At 54.0% G+C, this 16,184-nt stretch carries 11 protein-coding genes and 1 tRNA gene; 5 read left to right on the top strand and 7 right to left on the bottom strand.

From position 1 onward, the window contains the following. Positions 1-31: 31 nt before the first annotated feature. The 6 genes from FAP39_RS09125 to pdxH all read right to left on the bottom strand — a co-directional run bounded on the left by FAP39_RS09125 (position 32) and on the right by pdxH (position 8,194). The gene (locus FAP39_RS09125; protein WP_138016087.1) at positions 32-1,228 is read right to left on the bottom strand and encodes a tyrosine-type recombinase/integrase; all 1,197 of its coding nucleotides are present in this window, start codon (positions 1,226-1,228) and stop codon (positions 32-34) included. Positions 1,229-2,069: 841 nt separating this feature from the next. Then, positions 2,070-5,753: a vitamin B12-dependent ribonucleotide reductase gene (locus FAP39_RS09120; protein WP_138016086.1), complete on the bottom strand. Its 3,684-nt coding sequence runs from the start codon at positions 5,751-5,753 to the stop codon at positions 2,070-2,072. Positions 5,754-6,360: 607 nt separating this feature from the next. Next, positions 6,361-6,437, bottom strand: a tRNA-Pro gene (locus tag FAP39_RS09115). A gap of 27 nt (positions 6,438-6,464) precedes the next feature. Continuing rightward, positions 6,465-6,938, bottom strand: coding sequence for a DUF192 domain-containing protein (locus FAP39_RS09110; RefSeq protein ID WP_246059032.1), 474 nt, complete (start codon positions 6,936-6,938; stop codon positions 6,465-6,467). Further along, on the bottom strand, positions 6,935-7,471 hold the full coding sequence (locus FAP39_RS09105; RefSeq protein WP_138016085.1) for a cold-shock protein: 537 nt from the start codon (positions 7,469-7,471) through the stop codon (positions 6,935-6,937). The genes FAP39_RS09110 and FAP39_RS09105 overlap by 4 nt, the downstream gene beginning before the upstream one ends. 117 nt (positions 7,472-7,588) lie before the next feature. Then, on the bottom strand, positions 7,589-8,194 hold the full coding sequence (gene pdxH, locus FAP39_RS09100; protein ID WP_138016084.1) for a pyridoxamine 5'-phosphate oxidase: 606 nt from the start codon (positions 8,192-8,194) through the stop codon (positions 7,589-7,591). Between the two features lie 94 nt (positions 8,195-8,288). Between pdxH and fabI the strand changes: the two genes are divergently transcribed. The 5 genes from fabI (at position 8,289) to trpE (ending at position 14,572) form a co-directional block, all read left to right on the top strand. Then, positions 8,289-9,107, top strand: coding sequence for an enoyl-ACP reductase FabI (gene fabI / locus FAP39_RS09095; RefSeq protein ID WP_138016083.1), 819 nt, complete (start codon positions 8,289-8,291; stop codon positions 9,105-9,107). Between the two features lie 152 nt (positions 9,108-9,259). Beyond that, on the top strand, positions 9,260-9,763 hold the full coding sequence (gene gpt / locus FAP39_RS09090) for a xanthine phosphoribosyltransferase (RefSeq protein WP_138016082.1): 504 nt from the start codon (positions 9,260-9,262) through the stop codon (positions 9,761-9,763). A gap of 96 nt (positions 9,764-9,859) precedes the next feature. Beyond that, the gene (locus tag FAP39_RS09085; RefSeq protein ID WP_138016081.1) at positions 9,860-11,035 is read left to right on the top strand and encodes an aminotransferase; all 1,176 of its coding nucleotides are present in this window, start codon (positions 9,860-9,862) and stop codon (positions 11,033-11,035) included. A 162-nt stretch (positions 11,036-11,197) separates the two neighbouring features. Next, a complete protein-coding gene (locus FAP39_RS09080; protein WP_138016080.1) occupies positions 11,198-13,039 on the top strand; it encodes a peptidylprolyl isomerase in 1,842 nt (613 codons plus the stop codon). Positions 13,040-13,060: 21 nt separating this feature from the next. After that, on the top strand, positions 13,061-14,572 hold the full coding sequence (gene trpE, locus FAP39_RS09075) for an anthranilate synthase component I (protein WP_138016079.1): 1,512 nt from the start codon (positions 13,061-13,063) through the stop codon (positions 14,570-14,572). A gap of 229 nt (positions 14,573-14,801) precedes the next feature. Here the strand turns inward: trpE and FAP39_RS09070 are convergent, their stop codons facing one another. Further along, complete coding sequence (locus FAP39_RS09070; RefSeq protein ID WP_138016078.1) at positions 14,802-16,175, bottom strand: divergent polysaccharide deacetylase family protein; 1,374 nt, start codon at positions 16,173-16,175, stop codon at positions 14,802-14,804. Between the last annotated feature and the right edge of the window lie 9 nt (positions 16,176-16,184).

The following is a 16,184-nucleotide window of genomic DNA, read 5'->3' as shown; positions in this document are numbered from 1 at the left end:
CTTGTATCCATTCAATCGGGTTGGATACATCTTAGCACGCTGTCCGAATTTGCCGGACCACTTCATTCATCGCCCATCGGAGGTAAATTTGTGTCGTAGATTCATCTACATGGCCTAGTTGCGGTTTGATAATTGTATTGAGCGCAGTAACACCAACTTCATGGATCACATCGTCATGCAACTTGCGATCTATGTTGTTGTGGAAGAAATCCAAAAGCGTGAAGCAGGCCCATACGTGTCTACCGCTGTGCGGCGAAAAACCATCGAAGGGCCGTTCATACTCCCAGGCTCTTTGGATTGTTCGATTTGTTTGAGCTGTTCCGTAGTACTCTGATAAAAACAATTCAGAAGGATCTGGTGTTTTGGGATTGTTGTCCCGATAGGCCCTTAGCGCCTTCAATCGGCGAAATTTCTTGTATAAAATCAACTCCTTGTAAAGAGATATCGGGACATCAATGAGGCGGGGTTTGTTGCCTTTTGTGCCGTGCACAAGAAATATCTTTACCCAACCACCGAAGATACGAGCATTTTCTTCATCAGGCAGATCGTCAATTTGGAAGGAAGTAGCCTCAGATATTCGGCATCCAGTATGGATGATGAAACGAATAAGCAGATGCTTGCTATAAGTGTGGCGAGTCTTGATTGCAGAAAGCCATCGTTCCAACTCATCCTCAGTAGGCAAGCGCAGCTCAATAGGATTCATCCGACGCCTGTCTGCACGACGTTCACTCTTTTGAATCACACTCTGGGAATTCTCCCCAGTGCGAATGGTCCGTGCAGTCTCAACAATTGGAAACACGAATGAGTTGCGCAGCCCTTTAGAAACAGCCCAAGTCATCAACTGGCAAACATAATCAACACGTTTTTCAAAAGTACGAGGAGCGAGCGGATGTCCATCTTCACTCCATTGGCCACTTTCCATCTGATCACGATACAGGAGAACATGATCGTCATAACTGGCACTTTTCCAGTCGATTTCTTCAACCTCGCACCAGGTAAGGAAATTGGTTAACGCCCGACCAATGGCCTCAATGCTGGATCTTGCCAAAAAACGACGCTTTCGTACCGAACCATTTTGATTATGGCGCCCTGTCGCACGCTCACGCAGATACCAATTGGCCTCCCGTAGATAATTGTTTTCATGGCTAAAAATGATTGGGACGTGCGCAACAGATTTAAACCCCGCACTGATCAGTTTCCCCTCATCAGGATAGTACATGTGTGCCATTCTCCCCCCCTTCAAAATCTGAATTCGAGAGCGACTGGTGCGCCTGAAGCAGAAATTTGGGGAGGGTCGATAGCTCAACCATTAAGGTCCACCACTGAAAATCAGGGCCTCTAAATGGTGCGACAAAAATTTCGTCGCTTCGAGCCAATTCATAATCAAGCGCCAATCCGCTCTGTAGCATTAGAATCTTCCTCCTCACTTCCGACGGAGCTGATAGTTGCTCCCCTGGCAATCGTGCCTCAGAATGAAGAAAGGTTCAAATGCTATTGTTTTTAAAGGATAAAAGTCATTTTTGAAAAATAGAAAATTGAATTAGGTGAAGTTTATTTTTGTTAAGGATAGATCGATAACGGATGACGTAAGTGTCTATAACTAAGGAGCAAAGAGTACTTCTCTTGAATGCGTAAAAGAAACCATTTCAAGAATAGCGCCTGCGGCAGCAAAAAAAGGGTAGCGTCCGCATTTTCACCCGAATCAACTACTTTTAGAGTTGGCTGGCTCAAACACGTAAAGCGGTTTTGACGGCAGTAACTAGCTCGCCTATTTGACAACGCACTAATAGAGAATCGAAATTAACTTCGATCTACGGAGTTTGCCAAATATGGTATTCGACTCAGAAAAATTTCGCAAAACTGCAATTGTCATTTCGCTATGCCTCTATTTCTCAAAATGGAGGCATTAGGTCCGTAAACTAAATCCATAAACAGGAATTTATTGGAAAAAAGCAGATAGAAAAAATGCCGTAGCTGCACAAAGATACAGTGCTGCTACGGCATATCAATAAACGGGGGCGCAGTATTAGCCCGTCCGGAAGCCAAATAGTTGACCCTCTGTCGTCATACTAAGAGCAGCCTGACGTGGAACCGCAGGTGTTGCATTTCATACATGTGCCATTGCGAACCAACGTATAGTTGCCACAATCACCGCAGGGATCGCCTTCGTACCCTTGCATTTTGGCTTTGCTGCGCAAATCCATGCCAACCGCGCCTGACGCAACCGCTGTCGTGGTCGATACGGTTGCGCTGACATGGCCAGAGCCAGCCGTGGTTTCCGGCACCAGAGTTTGCAAGACGGCCACTGAATCGACGGCCCCGTCCAGAGCGATGCCACCTGCTTGACCGCCGTTGAGAACAATAAGCTCTTGGGGCAAACGCTTGCGCAGATATCCGGTCGACGAAATTTGCTTGAGAACCTCAAGCGACTTCGACGCAGCTGTCTCGCTCATTTCCTGAATGTTGCTGACGCCTTCTTCTTCGCCTCGACCAAGATCATCAAAGGACGCGCCCTCGGGTTTGACATGCGCCAAATCCGTGCGATCCAAATAGGACACCGCCAGCTCGCGGAAGATATAGTCAAGAATTGAGGTCGCATTTTTGATGCTGTCGTTGCCTTGCACCATGCCAGCCGGTTCAAATTTCGTGAACGTGAACGCGTCGACGAATTCTTCCAGAGGCACACCATACTGAAGCCCAACCGACACCGCGATGGCAAAGTTGTTCATCATGGCCCGGAAACCCGCCCCTTCTTTGTGCATATCAATAAAGATTTCACCCAGATTGCCGTCTTGGTATTCGCCGGTCCGCAAATACACCTTGTGACCACCCACAACCGCCTTTTGGGTATAGCCCTTGCGGCGCTCTGGCATCTTTTCGCGATGGGATTTGACGATCTCTTTGACAATCACCTTTTCGATGATCTTTTCGGCCAGAACTTCGGCTTTTTGCTGCGGTGTTCCGCTTTCAAGCGTTTCTGCGGCCTCGTCATCGTCTTCGACCAGCGCTGCGGCCAGCGGTTGGGACAGCTTGGACCCGTCACGATACAACGCATTTGCCTTGGTGCCCAAGGACCAGCTTAGTTCATACGCGTTCTGACAGTCTTCGATTGTGGCGTCATTTGGCATGTTGATGGTTTTGGAAATCGCACCGGAAATGAACGACTGCGCAGCGGCCATCATTTTGATGTGACTGTCGACAGACAGATACCGCTTGCCGATCTTGCCGCATGGGTTGGCGCAATCGAAAATCGAATAATGCTCTTCTTTGAGGAACGGCGCGCCCTCAAGCGTCATTGTTCCGCACACATGGTTGTTGGCCGCATCAATGTCTTTGCGGGTAAACCCAAGATGGGTCAGCAAATCAAAGCTGGGATCGTTCAGTTTTTCGGTCGGGATGCCCAGCACATTTGTGCAAAATGCCTCGCCCAAAGTCCACTGATTGAGCACAAACCGGATATCAAAGGCGCTTCCAAGGGCGGCCTCGATTTTGTCCAGCTCGTTTTGGCCAAATCCGTGCCCGATCAACGACGTGTGGTTGATCGCAGGTGCGTTGCCAATAGAGCCATGCCCAACAGCGTAAGACACGATTTCTTCGATTTGCGCCGAAGAATACCCTTGTTTCTCAAGAGCCGCAGGCACCGAGCGGTTGATGATTTTAAAGTATCCGCCGCCAGCCAGCTTTTTGAACTTTACCAGCGCAAAATCAGGCTCGATCCCGGTGGTATCACAATCCATGACCAACCCGATTGTGCCCGTGGGCGCAATGACAGACACCTGAGCGTTGCGATACCCGTGCTGTTGTCCCAGCTTGAGCGCCTCGTCCCAGCTGGTTTTTGCCAAGGCCACCAGACGTGCATCAGGACAATTTGCATGGTCCAGCGCCACAGGTTTGACATCAAGCGTCTCATAGCCGTCTGCCTTGCCGTGCGCCGCATTGAGGTGGTTGCGGATCACCCGCAGCATATGCGCGCTGTTGCGGGCATAGCCGTCAAAGGCCCCCAGCTCGCCAGCCATTTCTGCGGACGTCGCATAAGACACGCCGGTCATGATGGCGGTCAAAGCGCCGGTCAGCGCACGACCTTCGTCACTGTCATAGCTGTGGCCCATGTTCATGAGCAAACCACCAATGTTGGCATAGCCAAGACCCAAGGTGCGGAAGTCATAAGAGCGTTGCGCAATTTCCTTGGACGGGAATTGCGCCATCATCACCGAGATTTCCAATGTCACGGTCCACAAGCGTGTGGCATGCATGTAATCTTCGGCCTGAAATTCGCCATCCTTCAGGAAGGTCAACAAATTCATGGATGCCAGATTACAGGCTGTGTCATCCAAAAACATATATTCAGAACAAGGGTTTGAACCGCGAATTTCACCGTCTTCTGGGCACGTGTGCCACGCATTGACGGTATCGTGGAACTGGATGCCTGGATCGGCACATGCCCAAGCGGCGTGTCCGACATCTTCCCACAGATCGCGGGCTTTGATGGTCTTGGCCACGGACCCGTCTGTACGGCGGATCAATTCCCAATCCGCATCATCTTTGACAGCCTTCAAAAAGGCATCGGTCACGCGGATCGAGTTATTAGAGTTTTGACCTGACACAGACGCATAGGCCTCGGAATCCCAATCGGTGTCATATGTCGGGAATTCGATCGTGGAATATCCCTGCTTGGCATAATCCAACACGCGCTTCACATAAGTTTCTGGGATCGCGACTTTTTTGGCTTCGCGGATCGCTGATTTCAGACCCTCGTTGACCTTGGGGTCATAGGCATCAGCCTCGGCCCCGTCCCATGCGCGGATCGCCGCAAAAATGCCATTCAACTTGGCTTCGTGCATCTTAGAGCCAGCCACAATCGACGCGACTTTTTGCTCTTCTTTGACTTTCCAGTTGATGAATTCTTCGACATCGGGGTGATCGGCATCGACAATCACCATCTTGGCAGCACGCCGTGTGGTGCCACCCGATTTGATCGCACCCGCAGCGCGGTCACCAATTTTCAAGAACCCCATAAGGCCCGAAGACTTGCCGCCCCCCGACAGGGATTCCCCGTCAGCCCGCAGCGAGCTAAAGTTTGTGCCCGTCCCAGAGCCATATTTAAACAGACGTGCCTCGCGGACCCAAAGATCCATGATGCCGCCGTCGCCAACCAAATCATCGCTGACCGATTGGATGAAACAGGCGTGTGGCTGTGGATGCTCATAGCTGGATTTAGACTTGGTCAACTTTTGCGACTTATAGTCGACATAATAGTGACCCTGCGCAGGACCATCGATACCATATGCCCAGTGCAGACCCGTGTTAAACCATTGAGGAGAGTTTGGTGCTGCGCGTTGCGTGGCCAACATATAGCGCATTTCGTCGAAATATGCCTTGGCATCTGCTTCAGACGTGAAATATCCGCCCTTCCAGCCCCAGTATGTCCATGCACCCGCAAGGCGGTCAAAGACCTGTTTCGCGCTGGTTTCCCCGCCTAACACGACGTCTCCGTCGGGGACCGACCGCCAAAGGAACTCGGGAACCCCTTTTTCCTTCACACGCTTCAGCTTGGAGGGCACGCCGGCCTTTCGGAAATACTTCTGAGCAATCACATCACTGGCGACTTGGCTCCAGCGAGACGGCACTTCTACATTGTCGAGACGAAACACGATCGTACCATCCGGATTGCGGATTTCCGATTCAGTGGTAATGAAATCCAAATCCGCATATGCGTCTTGGCCATTCTTTGTAAATTTTCTCTCAATTTGCATCGTCTTGCTGCCTCTGTCTCAGCCTCTATCCACACCCACGTGTCATTGCACGTGGCACCTGCTTGCGCGGAGACATCAATCAGGGACGCACAGCATCGGTCGACAAAGCAGCGCCTTGTCGCAACATCACTCGAGATACCCTCGGATGTACTTAGATTTGCTTGTTCCCCGCTCGACACGCGTCGGCACTATATGTTGTGTCGATCCCCGTCTGCTCACACAATCTGAAGCATATACCCCTAAACGGTCAACGACTTTATTTGCCTCATAACCATTTTTTCACGCTTGACCTATATCTCGGAAATGACACCGCGCGGGGCGTTCCCGATTCCTCCACAGGGACAAATTTGTGGATAACTGCGTGGACAAAATGAACCCCCTGAAAGAAGCTCTTATAAACAAAGAATTTTACGACAACGCCGAATTGGCCCGAGCCTAGAGAAGGTATTCTTTTGCAGGGCTGGCATATCGGCAAATGGCGAGACGCGGCCTGTCACACAGGCGACACATATTTCTGAAAGTGATTGGTTAGGTGTATGCCTAAATCGCATCTCCGTGCAGCGTCGGCAAGATTGCCAACGTGCACGAGAATGCAAATTTAGTATATTGGTCGGGACGGTAAGATTCGAACTTACGACCCCCTGTACCCAAAACAGGTGCGCTACCAGGCTGCGCTACGCCCCGGACCGAGGGAGGGTTTAGCCCGATTAATCAGCCCTCACAAGGCCAAATAGCATAGTTTTTCAAAATCATTGGATGACGGAGCTGACTTCCGGTCGAAATCCCCATCGCTTTGGCCATTCCGCCCTTAATTTCAAGGACATAACGCACTGGTACTGTGCTTGAAATTGGTGTGCGATCCAATGGAATTGCATTGTGATGCACGTGCACAATGGTGCCAGAGTCATCAATAAACAGCATATCGAGGGGAATCAGTGTGTTCTCCATCCAGAACGAAACCGGCGCCGACTCTTCAAAAACAAAAAGCATGCCTGCGCTGGCAGACATGCTTTGACGATTCATCAATCCCTGGGCTCTTTCTTGGACGTCGTCCGCCACTTCAACGTGGAAACGGGCTTGGCCAAACGTGCCGCGAATCTGAACTGATGACTCGCTACATTCGGCAATCGCCGATGTAGCGCTTAGGCTGCTCAGGATCATAAGAGCAGAAAAAATGCGTTTCAATTGGTGTCCTTGTCCACCGCGCTTTCCCAGGCGGCTACTTCTGTTGCCATCCGCCCCCGTTTACCATCAACCACGCGCAGCGCCAACGCTTCACCGGGCTGCAAATCGGAAAGACCCGAGCGGCGCAAAACCTCGATGTGAACAAAAATATCTTCGGAGCGCGAAAAGACATTCGCAAACCCGAACCCCTTGCCCTTGTCGAACCATTTTACCCGCGCAGGCTCGAGCGGCATGGAAGACAACTCTTCGATATCAAAATCTTCAAAATCCGCAAGTGCAGCTGTGCCAAGGCTTGTGGGCGCATCAATATGATACACTTCAATCGCCTGCACGCCCCGTTCGGTATGCTGAATTGCCAAATCAATACGTGCTGTATCTGCAACAGAACTTTGACCAAAGTTGCGCAATACATTTGCATGCAACAAAATATCCGGCCCTCCGGCGTCAGACACCACAAAGCCGAATCCCTTTACTGGATCGAACCATTTCACTTCACCAGTGATTCGAACCGTCTCTTTTTCGTTTTCGCTCAACACGTTACCCTTACGTAAACATAATCCCCATGATTTTGAGATTGTGCGACATAATGGTGGTTGCAGCAAGAGAAACGATACAGCTTTCAACGACTTGCATTTTGCGTGACGTGAATGTCACGGGTTCAAACGTTGAATTTCCCATTGGTTTTCGGGATGATCTCTTCGCCATGCGAACCGATCGTGCAGACGAAATGCCCCATCCGCCCAAAACTCTATTTCCGTGGGCACAATCCGAAACCCGCCCCAAAATGGCGGGCGTGTCGGCGCCGTGCCGTGACGCGTGGATATTTTGGCGACTTCAGCCATCAGGGTGGCGCGCGATGCCAGCGGGGCAGATTGGCGCGAGGCCCACGCCCCCAAACGGCTCTTGAGCGAGCGCGAGGCATAATAGTCATCGGCCTTCTGACCTTCTTCACGGGTTACGTGTCCGCGCACCCTGATCTGCCGCCGCATCGACTTCCAATGCATCACAAATGCAGCTTTTCCCGCAGTTTCAATCTCTTGGGCTTTGGCGCTCGTGTAATTTGTATAAAAGACAAAGGCCTCGTCTTCGATTTCCTTAAGCAGAACCATCCGTGCATTTGGCATGCCGTTTGCATCGACAGTGGACAGCGCAATCGCATTGGGATCGTTCACTTCTTGTGTTTCGGCCTCGGCCAACCACTGGCGTGCGATGTCAAAAGGGCTGTCGCCTGCGAATATTCCTGTTCGGTCTACCATATTTGATCCTTTGTTCTCAGGTCGCGCCTGCACTTGATGCAGCGAGAGGTATCGCCTAAACGTCCTTTTAACGAATTGGGACGGAGAAGACGAAATGTCAAACAATCTGATGGCAGGCAAGCGCGGCCTTATTATGGGCCTAGCCAACGACAAGTCGATTGCCTGGGGCATCGCCAAGGCCTGTGCGGATGCCGGCGCCGAGATGGCATTCACCTATATGGGGGATGCATTCAAGAAACGTGTGATGCCATTGGCGGATCAACTCGGTGTGACGGAATTGTTTGACTGCGACGTCTCTGATCCCGCATCCATCGACGCAACCTTTGCCGAGATCGAAGCCAAATGGGGCAAGATTGACTTTTTGGTGCACGCCATTGGGTTTTCGGACAAATCCGAATTGCGTGGGCGTTATGTCGACACAAGCCGCGACAACTTTTTGATGACGATGGATATCTCGGTCTATTCCTTTACCGCTGTTGCCAACCGCGCAGAAAAGATCATGAACGAAGGCGGCTCTATGCTGACGCTGACCTATTACGGTGCCGAACAGGTCATGCCGCATTACAATGTCATGGGCGTCGCCAAGGCCGCGCTCGAAGCATCCGTCAAATATCTGGCCGAGGATTTGGGCAAAGACGGCATCCGCGTCAACGCGATTTCGGCAGGCCCGATCAAGACACTGGCCGCCAGCGGAATCGGCGATTTCCGCTATATTCTGAAATGGAACGAATTGAACTCTCCTCTGCGTCGCAACGTGACCATTGATGATGTGGGCAATTCCGCCCTGTATCTGTTGTCGGATCTGGGCAGCGGCGTCACCGGTGAAAACCTGCACGTTGATGCGGGATACCATGTCGTTGGTATGAAAGCCGTGGACGCACCGGACATCGACGCCGTCACCGGCCGAAAATAGACCACGCAAACGCAGGCGCATCACACTCTTTCAGGGGGGATGCGCCTTGACGATCACCACCATACACCTTGGCCCCGACGTCTGGTTCACGAGCTTGCCGACAGACTGTCACCACACCGGCCACCTACACTGACTTAAGCGGGGAACACAAAATGACCGAACGTCTGCCACATGAAAAAGGGTTTCACATCAGCTGGGACCAAATCCATCGCGACAGTCGTGCTTTGGCGTGGCGCCTTGATGGGCATGGCCCTGATGACGGTGCATGGCGGGCCATCGTGGCCATCACGCGTGGCGGCATGGCGCCTGCGATGATCATCGCGCGTGAACTGGATGTGCGTACGGTCGATACCATCAGCGTCAAATCCTATAACCATCAGGAACAAACCAATGCGGTTGTGCTTAAGGCGCCCGATGTGGACATGATGGGGGATGGCACCGGAATTCTGGTCATTGATGATCTTGTGGATTCCGGCAAGACGCTGCAACTGGTGCGTGATTTGTACCCCAACGCCCATTTCGCCACAGTCTATGCAAAACCCAAGGGCCGTCCGATGGTCGACACCTTTATCACTGAAGTCTCACAAGATACCTGGATTTTCTTCCCGTGGGATATGGCGCTGCAATACGTCGAACCGTATCGCGGCACAGACTGAGCCGGTTCCAGCATCTAATCTTGGGCAATCAATGGATTGCTCCTTTTCAGAGCGACCTCTAGGGTCGCTCTTGTTGTTTTATGCAAGGGGATTGCCATGTCCATGCCACGTACCGCGACCACATTTACGCCTCCGGTTATGGAAGCCCGACGCTGGCTTGACGGTGTGACGTTTACAGACGCCCTGCCCCTCATCAATGTCAGTCAGGCCGCCCCAGTTGATCCGCCACCGGAAGCATTGCGCGCGCACATTGCCGACATCGCCATGAATGTGCCAGACGCGCATCTGTACGGGCCGGTCTTGGGCCTTGCAGATTTGCGCCACGAGGTCGCAGACCAGTTTTCCAAGGCCTACGGCGGGGCAATTTCGGACGCACAGGTGGCCATCACGTCCGGCTGTAATCAGGCCTTTTGCGCAGCGATCATGTCGTTGGCAGGCGAAGGGGACGAAATCATTCTGCCGACGCCTTGGTATTTCAATCACAAGATGTGGCTGGATATGCAGGGCGTGCGCACAGTCCCCTTAAGCACAGGCGATGACCTGTTGCCCGACCCTGAACACGCCGCCACATTGATTGGGGAGCGCACACGCGCAATTGTGTTGGTGACCCCCAACAATCCTGGCGGTGTGGAATATCCTGACCATCTGGTTCAGGCATTTTTTGATCTGGCACGCGCACGCGGGATTGCGTTGATTATCGACGAGACCTATCGCGATTTCGACAGCCGTACAGACGCGCCGCATGCGTTGTTTGCAGATCCGGATTGGTCAGATACGCTGATTCAGTTGTATTCGTTTTCCAAGGCCTACCGTCTGACGGGCCACCGCGTCGGGGCCATGATCGCCAGTGCGCCACGTTTGGCCGAGGCTGAAAAGTTTCTGGATACCGTGACTATCTGCCCAAACCAACTGGCGCAACATGCGGCGCTTTGGGGAATGCAAAATCTTGGGGATTGGCTGGCGGGAGAACGCGCCGAAATTCTGGATCGGCGCGCGGCAATCTCTGATCACTTTGGCTTGGTAAAAGACCAAGGGTGGTCTTTGATGGGGGTTGGGGCCTATTTTGCCTATGTACAGCATCCGTTTGACATTCCGTCAGATGCCTTGGCCAAAGAGCTTGTCCAACAGGCCCATGTTCTGACCTTGCCGGGCACCATGTTCATGCCTGAAAATGATCCTGCGGGCCAACGACAGATGCGCATTGCCTTTGCCAATGTGGATCGGCGTGAAATTCAGACGTTGTTTGAACGGCTCGCGCGGGTGACCCTCTGACCCTACCCTCCGATGCGCGCGTCCGCGTGCCTGAAAACCTTGCCCAATGGGTGGGTTTCTGGCGCGAGACAGCACAGCACCCCCCGTGGGGTCTTGCCCCCCTTGGCCGCGCGTCGTAGACATCGCAAGCAAGTTTGAAGTCCGCGAAGGCAGGGAAATAGAATGTCCAAAGGAAGCACGTCAAAAACACTGGTCTGGATCCTGATGGCCATGCTGATATTCGGTCTCGGCGGATTTGGGATTACCAACCTGTCTGGCACGGTGCGCACGGTCGGTTCGGTCGGTGACAAAGAGATCGATATCACCGCCTATGCGCGCGCTCTGCAACAAGAACAACGCGCCCAACAAGCCCAAGTGGGCCGCCCGATTTCCTTTCCCGAGATGCAGGCCAATGGCCTTGATCGTGCTGTGCTGGGCCAGATGGTGACATCGCGTGCCATGGATGCCGAGACAACGCGGATGGGTATTTCGATCGGCGATGAAAACCTGCGCAAAGAATTGCTGCAAATTCAGGCGTTTCAGTCGCCTGATGGATCGTTTGATCGCGCGGCCTATCGGTTTGCCATGCAGCAAGCGGGCCTGAGCGAGGCTGACTTCGAAGACACCATTCGCGAAGACACTGTACGCACGCTGTTGCAAGCATCGGTGATTTCCGGCGTGACCCTACCGTCTGCATTTGCTGACACGGTTTTGAATTACCTCGGCGAAACACGCAATTTCACGTGGACGCGCTTGCAAGACGCCAATCTGGCCTATCCGGTGGCCACACCAACCGAAGCCGACCTCAAGGGCTATTACGACGCCAATATCGCAGAGTTTTCTCTGCCGGCGGCGCGTCAACTGACGTATGTTTGGCTGTCGCCCGATATGTTGATCGACACTTTGGAAATCGACGAAGAGTCGTTGAAAGCCCTCTATGAGGATCGCGATCTTCAGTATAACCGCCCCGAGCATCGCCTTGTCGAACGTCTGGCCTTTGCAGATACCGCAACGGCCGAGGCCGCCAAGGCCCGTTTGGACAGCGGCGACGTGACCTTTGAAATTCTGGTTCTGGAGCGCGGACTTGCGCTTGCGGATGTGGACCTTGGTGATGTGTCGCAAGCAGAACTTGGTCAAGCCGGCGATACTGTATTTTCAGCGCAAAGTGGGATGATTGTCGGACCTCTGGACACGGATTTGGGCCCTGCCCTGTTCCGGGTCAACGGCATCCTGCCAGAACAGATTACATCCTATGAAGACGCCAAAGGTGTCCTGCGCGAAGAACTGGCCGCAGACCGTGCCCGTCGCGTCATTGATACCCAGATCGGCGATATTGACGATTTGCTGGCCGCCGGTGCGACCTTGGAAGAAATCGCCGCGGAAACCGACATGGAACTTGGCACGGTTGACTGGCACGCAGGAAGCACCGCCGCAATCGCTGGGTATGAAACCTTTCAGACCGTCGCTGCTGTGGTCGCCGACACCGATTTCCCACAGGTTGGAACATTGGACGATGGTGGCATTTTCGCAGTGCGCCTAGAAGCTGAAATCGCGTCTCGCCCAGCCCCGTTTGAAGACGTGCGCGCCGATGTGGCGGACAAATGGACGGCGGCGCAAACCGTCGCCCGTCTGCAAGAGATGGCCGATACGCTGGTGCCGCAACTGTCCGGCGATGTCGACTTTACGGTATTTGGTCTTGTGGCCAATGAGGAAACCGACATGGTGCGGACCGGTTTTGTACCCGAAGCCCCACAGGGCTTTATGGCGCAGATTTTTGAGATGGCCCAAGGCGATGTCGACGTGATTGCCGATGACACATCCGTCTGGGTGGTAAAGCTTGATGCCATCGGAACCCCCGATCTTGAGAGCGAAGAGGCCAAAGGTCTGCACGCGGCCATTTCCCAGCAAAACTCGTCCGGTCTGGCGCAGGACATCTTTGATGCCTATGCCCGTGAAATTCAAAAACTCTATCCTGTGACCCTGAACCAACAGGCGCTGAACGCTGTTCATGCGCAGATGCAGTAACAGGCACGAAAGGCGCTCATTTTGGCTCTGACACCTTCCTTTGAGGCGTTTGCCGAGGCCTATCAAGCCGGGCAAAATCAGATCGTTTACACGCGGCTTGCTGCGGATTTGGACACACCTGTGTCGTTGATGCTTAAGCTGACAGGCGCGCAAAAAGACGCCTTTATGCTTGAATCCGTCACCGGCGGAGAAGTCCGCGGGCGGTATTCCATCATCGGAATGAAACCCGATTTGATCTGGCAATGTCACGGCACGCAATCGCGGATCAACCGCGAGGCGCGCTTTGATGCGGATGCGTTCCAACCCCAAGATCTTGATCCCATGAGCGCCCTGCGTGCCCTGATTGAAGAATGCAAAATTGATCTGCCAGATGATTTGCCTCAGGCCGCAGCCGGTCTGTTTGGCTATCTTGGCTATGACATGATCCGTCTGGTGGAACACCTGCCTAACATCAACCCTGATCCGTTGGGTTTGCCAGATGCTTGCATGCTGCGCCCGTCGGTGGTGGCGGTGCTGGATGGCGTCAAAGGCGAGGTCACTGTGGTGTCCCCCGCTTGGGTCAGCGAAGGCCAAAGTGCCAAGGCGGCCTATGCCCAAGCCGCAGAACGTGTGATGGATGCCGTACGGGATCTTGAGCGTGCCATGCCGCAAGCCGCACGTGATTTGGGCGATGCCCACGAGGTCGGCGCGCCCGTGTCGAACTTTACCAAAGACGGCTATATGGCTGCGGTCGACAAGGCCAAGGACTATATTCGCGCTGGTGACATTTTTCAGGTGGTGCCCGCGCAACGCTGGACACAGGATTTTCCGTTGCCGCCGTTTACATTGTATCGGTCCTTGCGGCGCACAAATCCGTCACCGTTTATGTTCTACTTCAACTTTGGCGGATTTCAAGTCGTCGGGGCCAGCCCCGAAATTCTGGTGCGCGTCTTTGGGGATGAAATCACCATTCGTCCCATTGCTGGCACGCGCCCGCGCGGGGCCACCCCCGAAGAGGACAAAGCGCTCGAGGAAGATTTACTGGCCGACAAAAAAGAACTGGCCGAGCACCTTATGTTGCTGGATCTGGGGCGCAACGACACCGGACGTGTCTCCAAGATTGGCACCGTGCGCCCAACCGAAAAGTTCATCATCGAACGCTATAGCCATGTGATGCACATCGTATCGAATGTGGTTGGGGAACTGGCCGAAGACCAAGACGCCCTAAGCGCCTTTTTTGCAGGCATGCCCGCAGGCACCGTATCTGGCGCGCCCAAAGTTCGCGCAATGGAGATCATCGACGAGCTCGAGCCGGAAAAACGCGGTGTCTATGGCGGGGGTGTCGGGTACTTTAGCGCAGGTGGCGACATGGATATGTGTATCGCGTTGCGCACCGCAATCGTCAAAGATCAAAAGCTGTATATTCAGGCAGGCGGCGGTGTTGTGTATGACAGCGATCCCGAAGCCGAATACATGGAAACGGTGCACAAATCCAATGCGATACGCCGCGCAGCAGCGGATGCTGCCCGTTTTCTAGGCGACGGCAACACCTAACGAATCTTACGTGATAAGCGCGGCAGCCGGTACTCTCTGGCGCGCGCCTTCCGGAGTGCGGTGCGCAAACGGCGCGGTGTTTGCAGGCGTCACTGCGCGCGCATTGTGTGCCAACACACTCGGAACCGCTGCCAAACTCAAAGCATGGCCGCGAAGTCCGTCATTTATTATGAGTTTAGGCAGTCGCACGCGGCCGGTGTCCCGGCAACGTGCGGCTGATATCAGAACGCTAAGGGTTCTTGGCCCGCAGAACAGCGGAAACAGGCGCCAACGCCACAGATCCGGCACGGTCCTGAAGCCCCCACACCAACAAGGTTGCGATCGTGTCTTCTTTCAGGCGGCCAACCATAATCACGCCCCCCTCTTGGGCTGCCTTGAACGCAGCTTGATCCAAAAAGCGACGCATCACAGATCCGTTTTGGCCCTTGCCGTCAAAGTCACGAAAGATGGTGGCCGCAGGGACGCCTTCTCGGCTGGCCAGCTTTTGCGCTGTGCTCAGACCCTTTGGAAACATAACAAGCCCATGGCCGGAACCACGCAACACTTGAGTGACCTGATCGGAGATGGGTTTTGCCCCCTGAAGCCCGTCCTCGTCCCCCTCCATGACACCCACAGCCTGAGGCAACACTGCCAAATGCGCCTCGAGCGCCACTTCGACATCTGCCGGTGCCGCTGCGGAGGGCAAGTTCACCATCGCCAATACTTCGTAGCCAAGATCACGATAGGCCGCCGCGCGGGTGGCAACCTGAGGGGCCAGTGTGTTCACCGCAATGCTGACTGGGTAAGGGAACTCTTTCAATGTATCGAGCGCGAGAGGGCCAGCGCCGTCATCAAGCAAGACAATGGCCATCAAGGGACGCCCGTCATCATTGCCGAAAGGTTCAGAGTTTAGGTCAAACGGCGTTGCGGGTGGTGCAGACGCGGCAGTGGCATCCCCCCCAACCGACGGCAGTCGGCTCGACTCGTGCTGCGGGAATTTTTCCTTGAGATCGCCTGCAGGTTTGAGCGCAGAAGTCTCTTCTTCGCTGGCGCTCATGGCACCTGCCTCGGCGTCTGGGGTCAAATCCTGATCATCGGCTTGTTCTGTGGGTGTGATCGGCGTGACAAAGGCCCCGCCAACGGGGGCTTGAGGTGCCTCGGGCTGTGCTGGATTGGTGGTGATCGATGTATCTTCGTCCGCAATCAGCGCGGCCTCATCCGTGTTCGGGGCGGTGGGCGCCGTGACCGAGGTTTGCGGATCAACCGGGCTATCGCCTTCGACTGCGACACCCGCGCCAGAATCCGAACTCTCGGGGGCTGTCATGGTCGCCATCGGCGTTTGCGTATTTGGCTGTGGGGCCGAATCCGTATCGGCCAAAGGTGCCTGATCTTCTTCGACAGGTGCCGAAGCCTCGGGGCTGGTGCTGTCGTTGCGCGCGGCATCTGCCTCTGATTTGGTTCCGACTTTGCCGGAATCCTGTGCATCTGATCCGGTGGTTGTGTCCACCGCTTCTGTTTGCGGAACAACGGTCGCTGGTAGCGGCGCAAGCAATGACGCAAGACCCACGACCAATACAACGGCGCAGATCCCCCAAAATAGTCCCGACAGTAAACCTCGCAACATGTGCCATGC

The organism is Shimia litoralis, assembly GCF_005518135.1.
GTDB classification, from domain to species: Bacteria; Pseudomonadota; Alphaproteobacteria; order Rhodobacterales; family Rhodobacteraceae; genus Shimia_E; species Shimia_E litoralis.
Note: the sequence above shows the minus strand (reverse complement) of the source record. Positions and strands in the feature narration are given on the sequence as shown.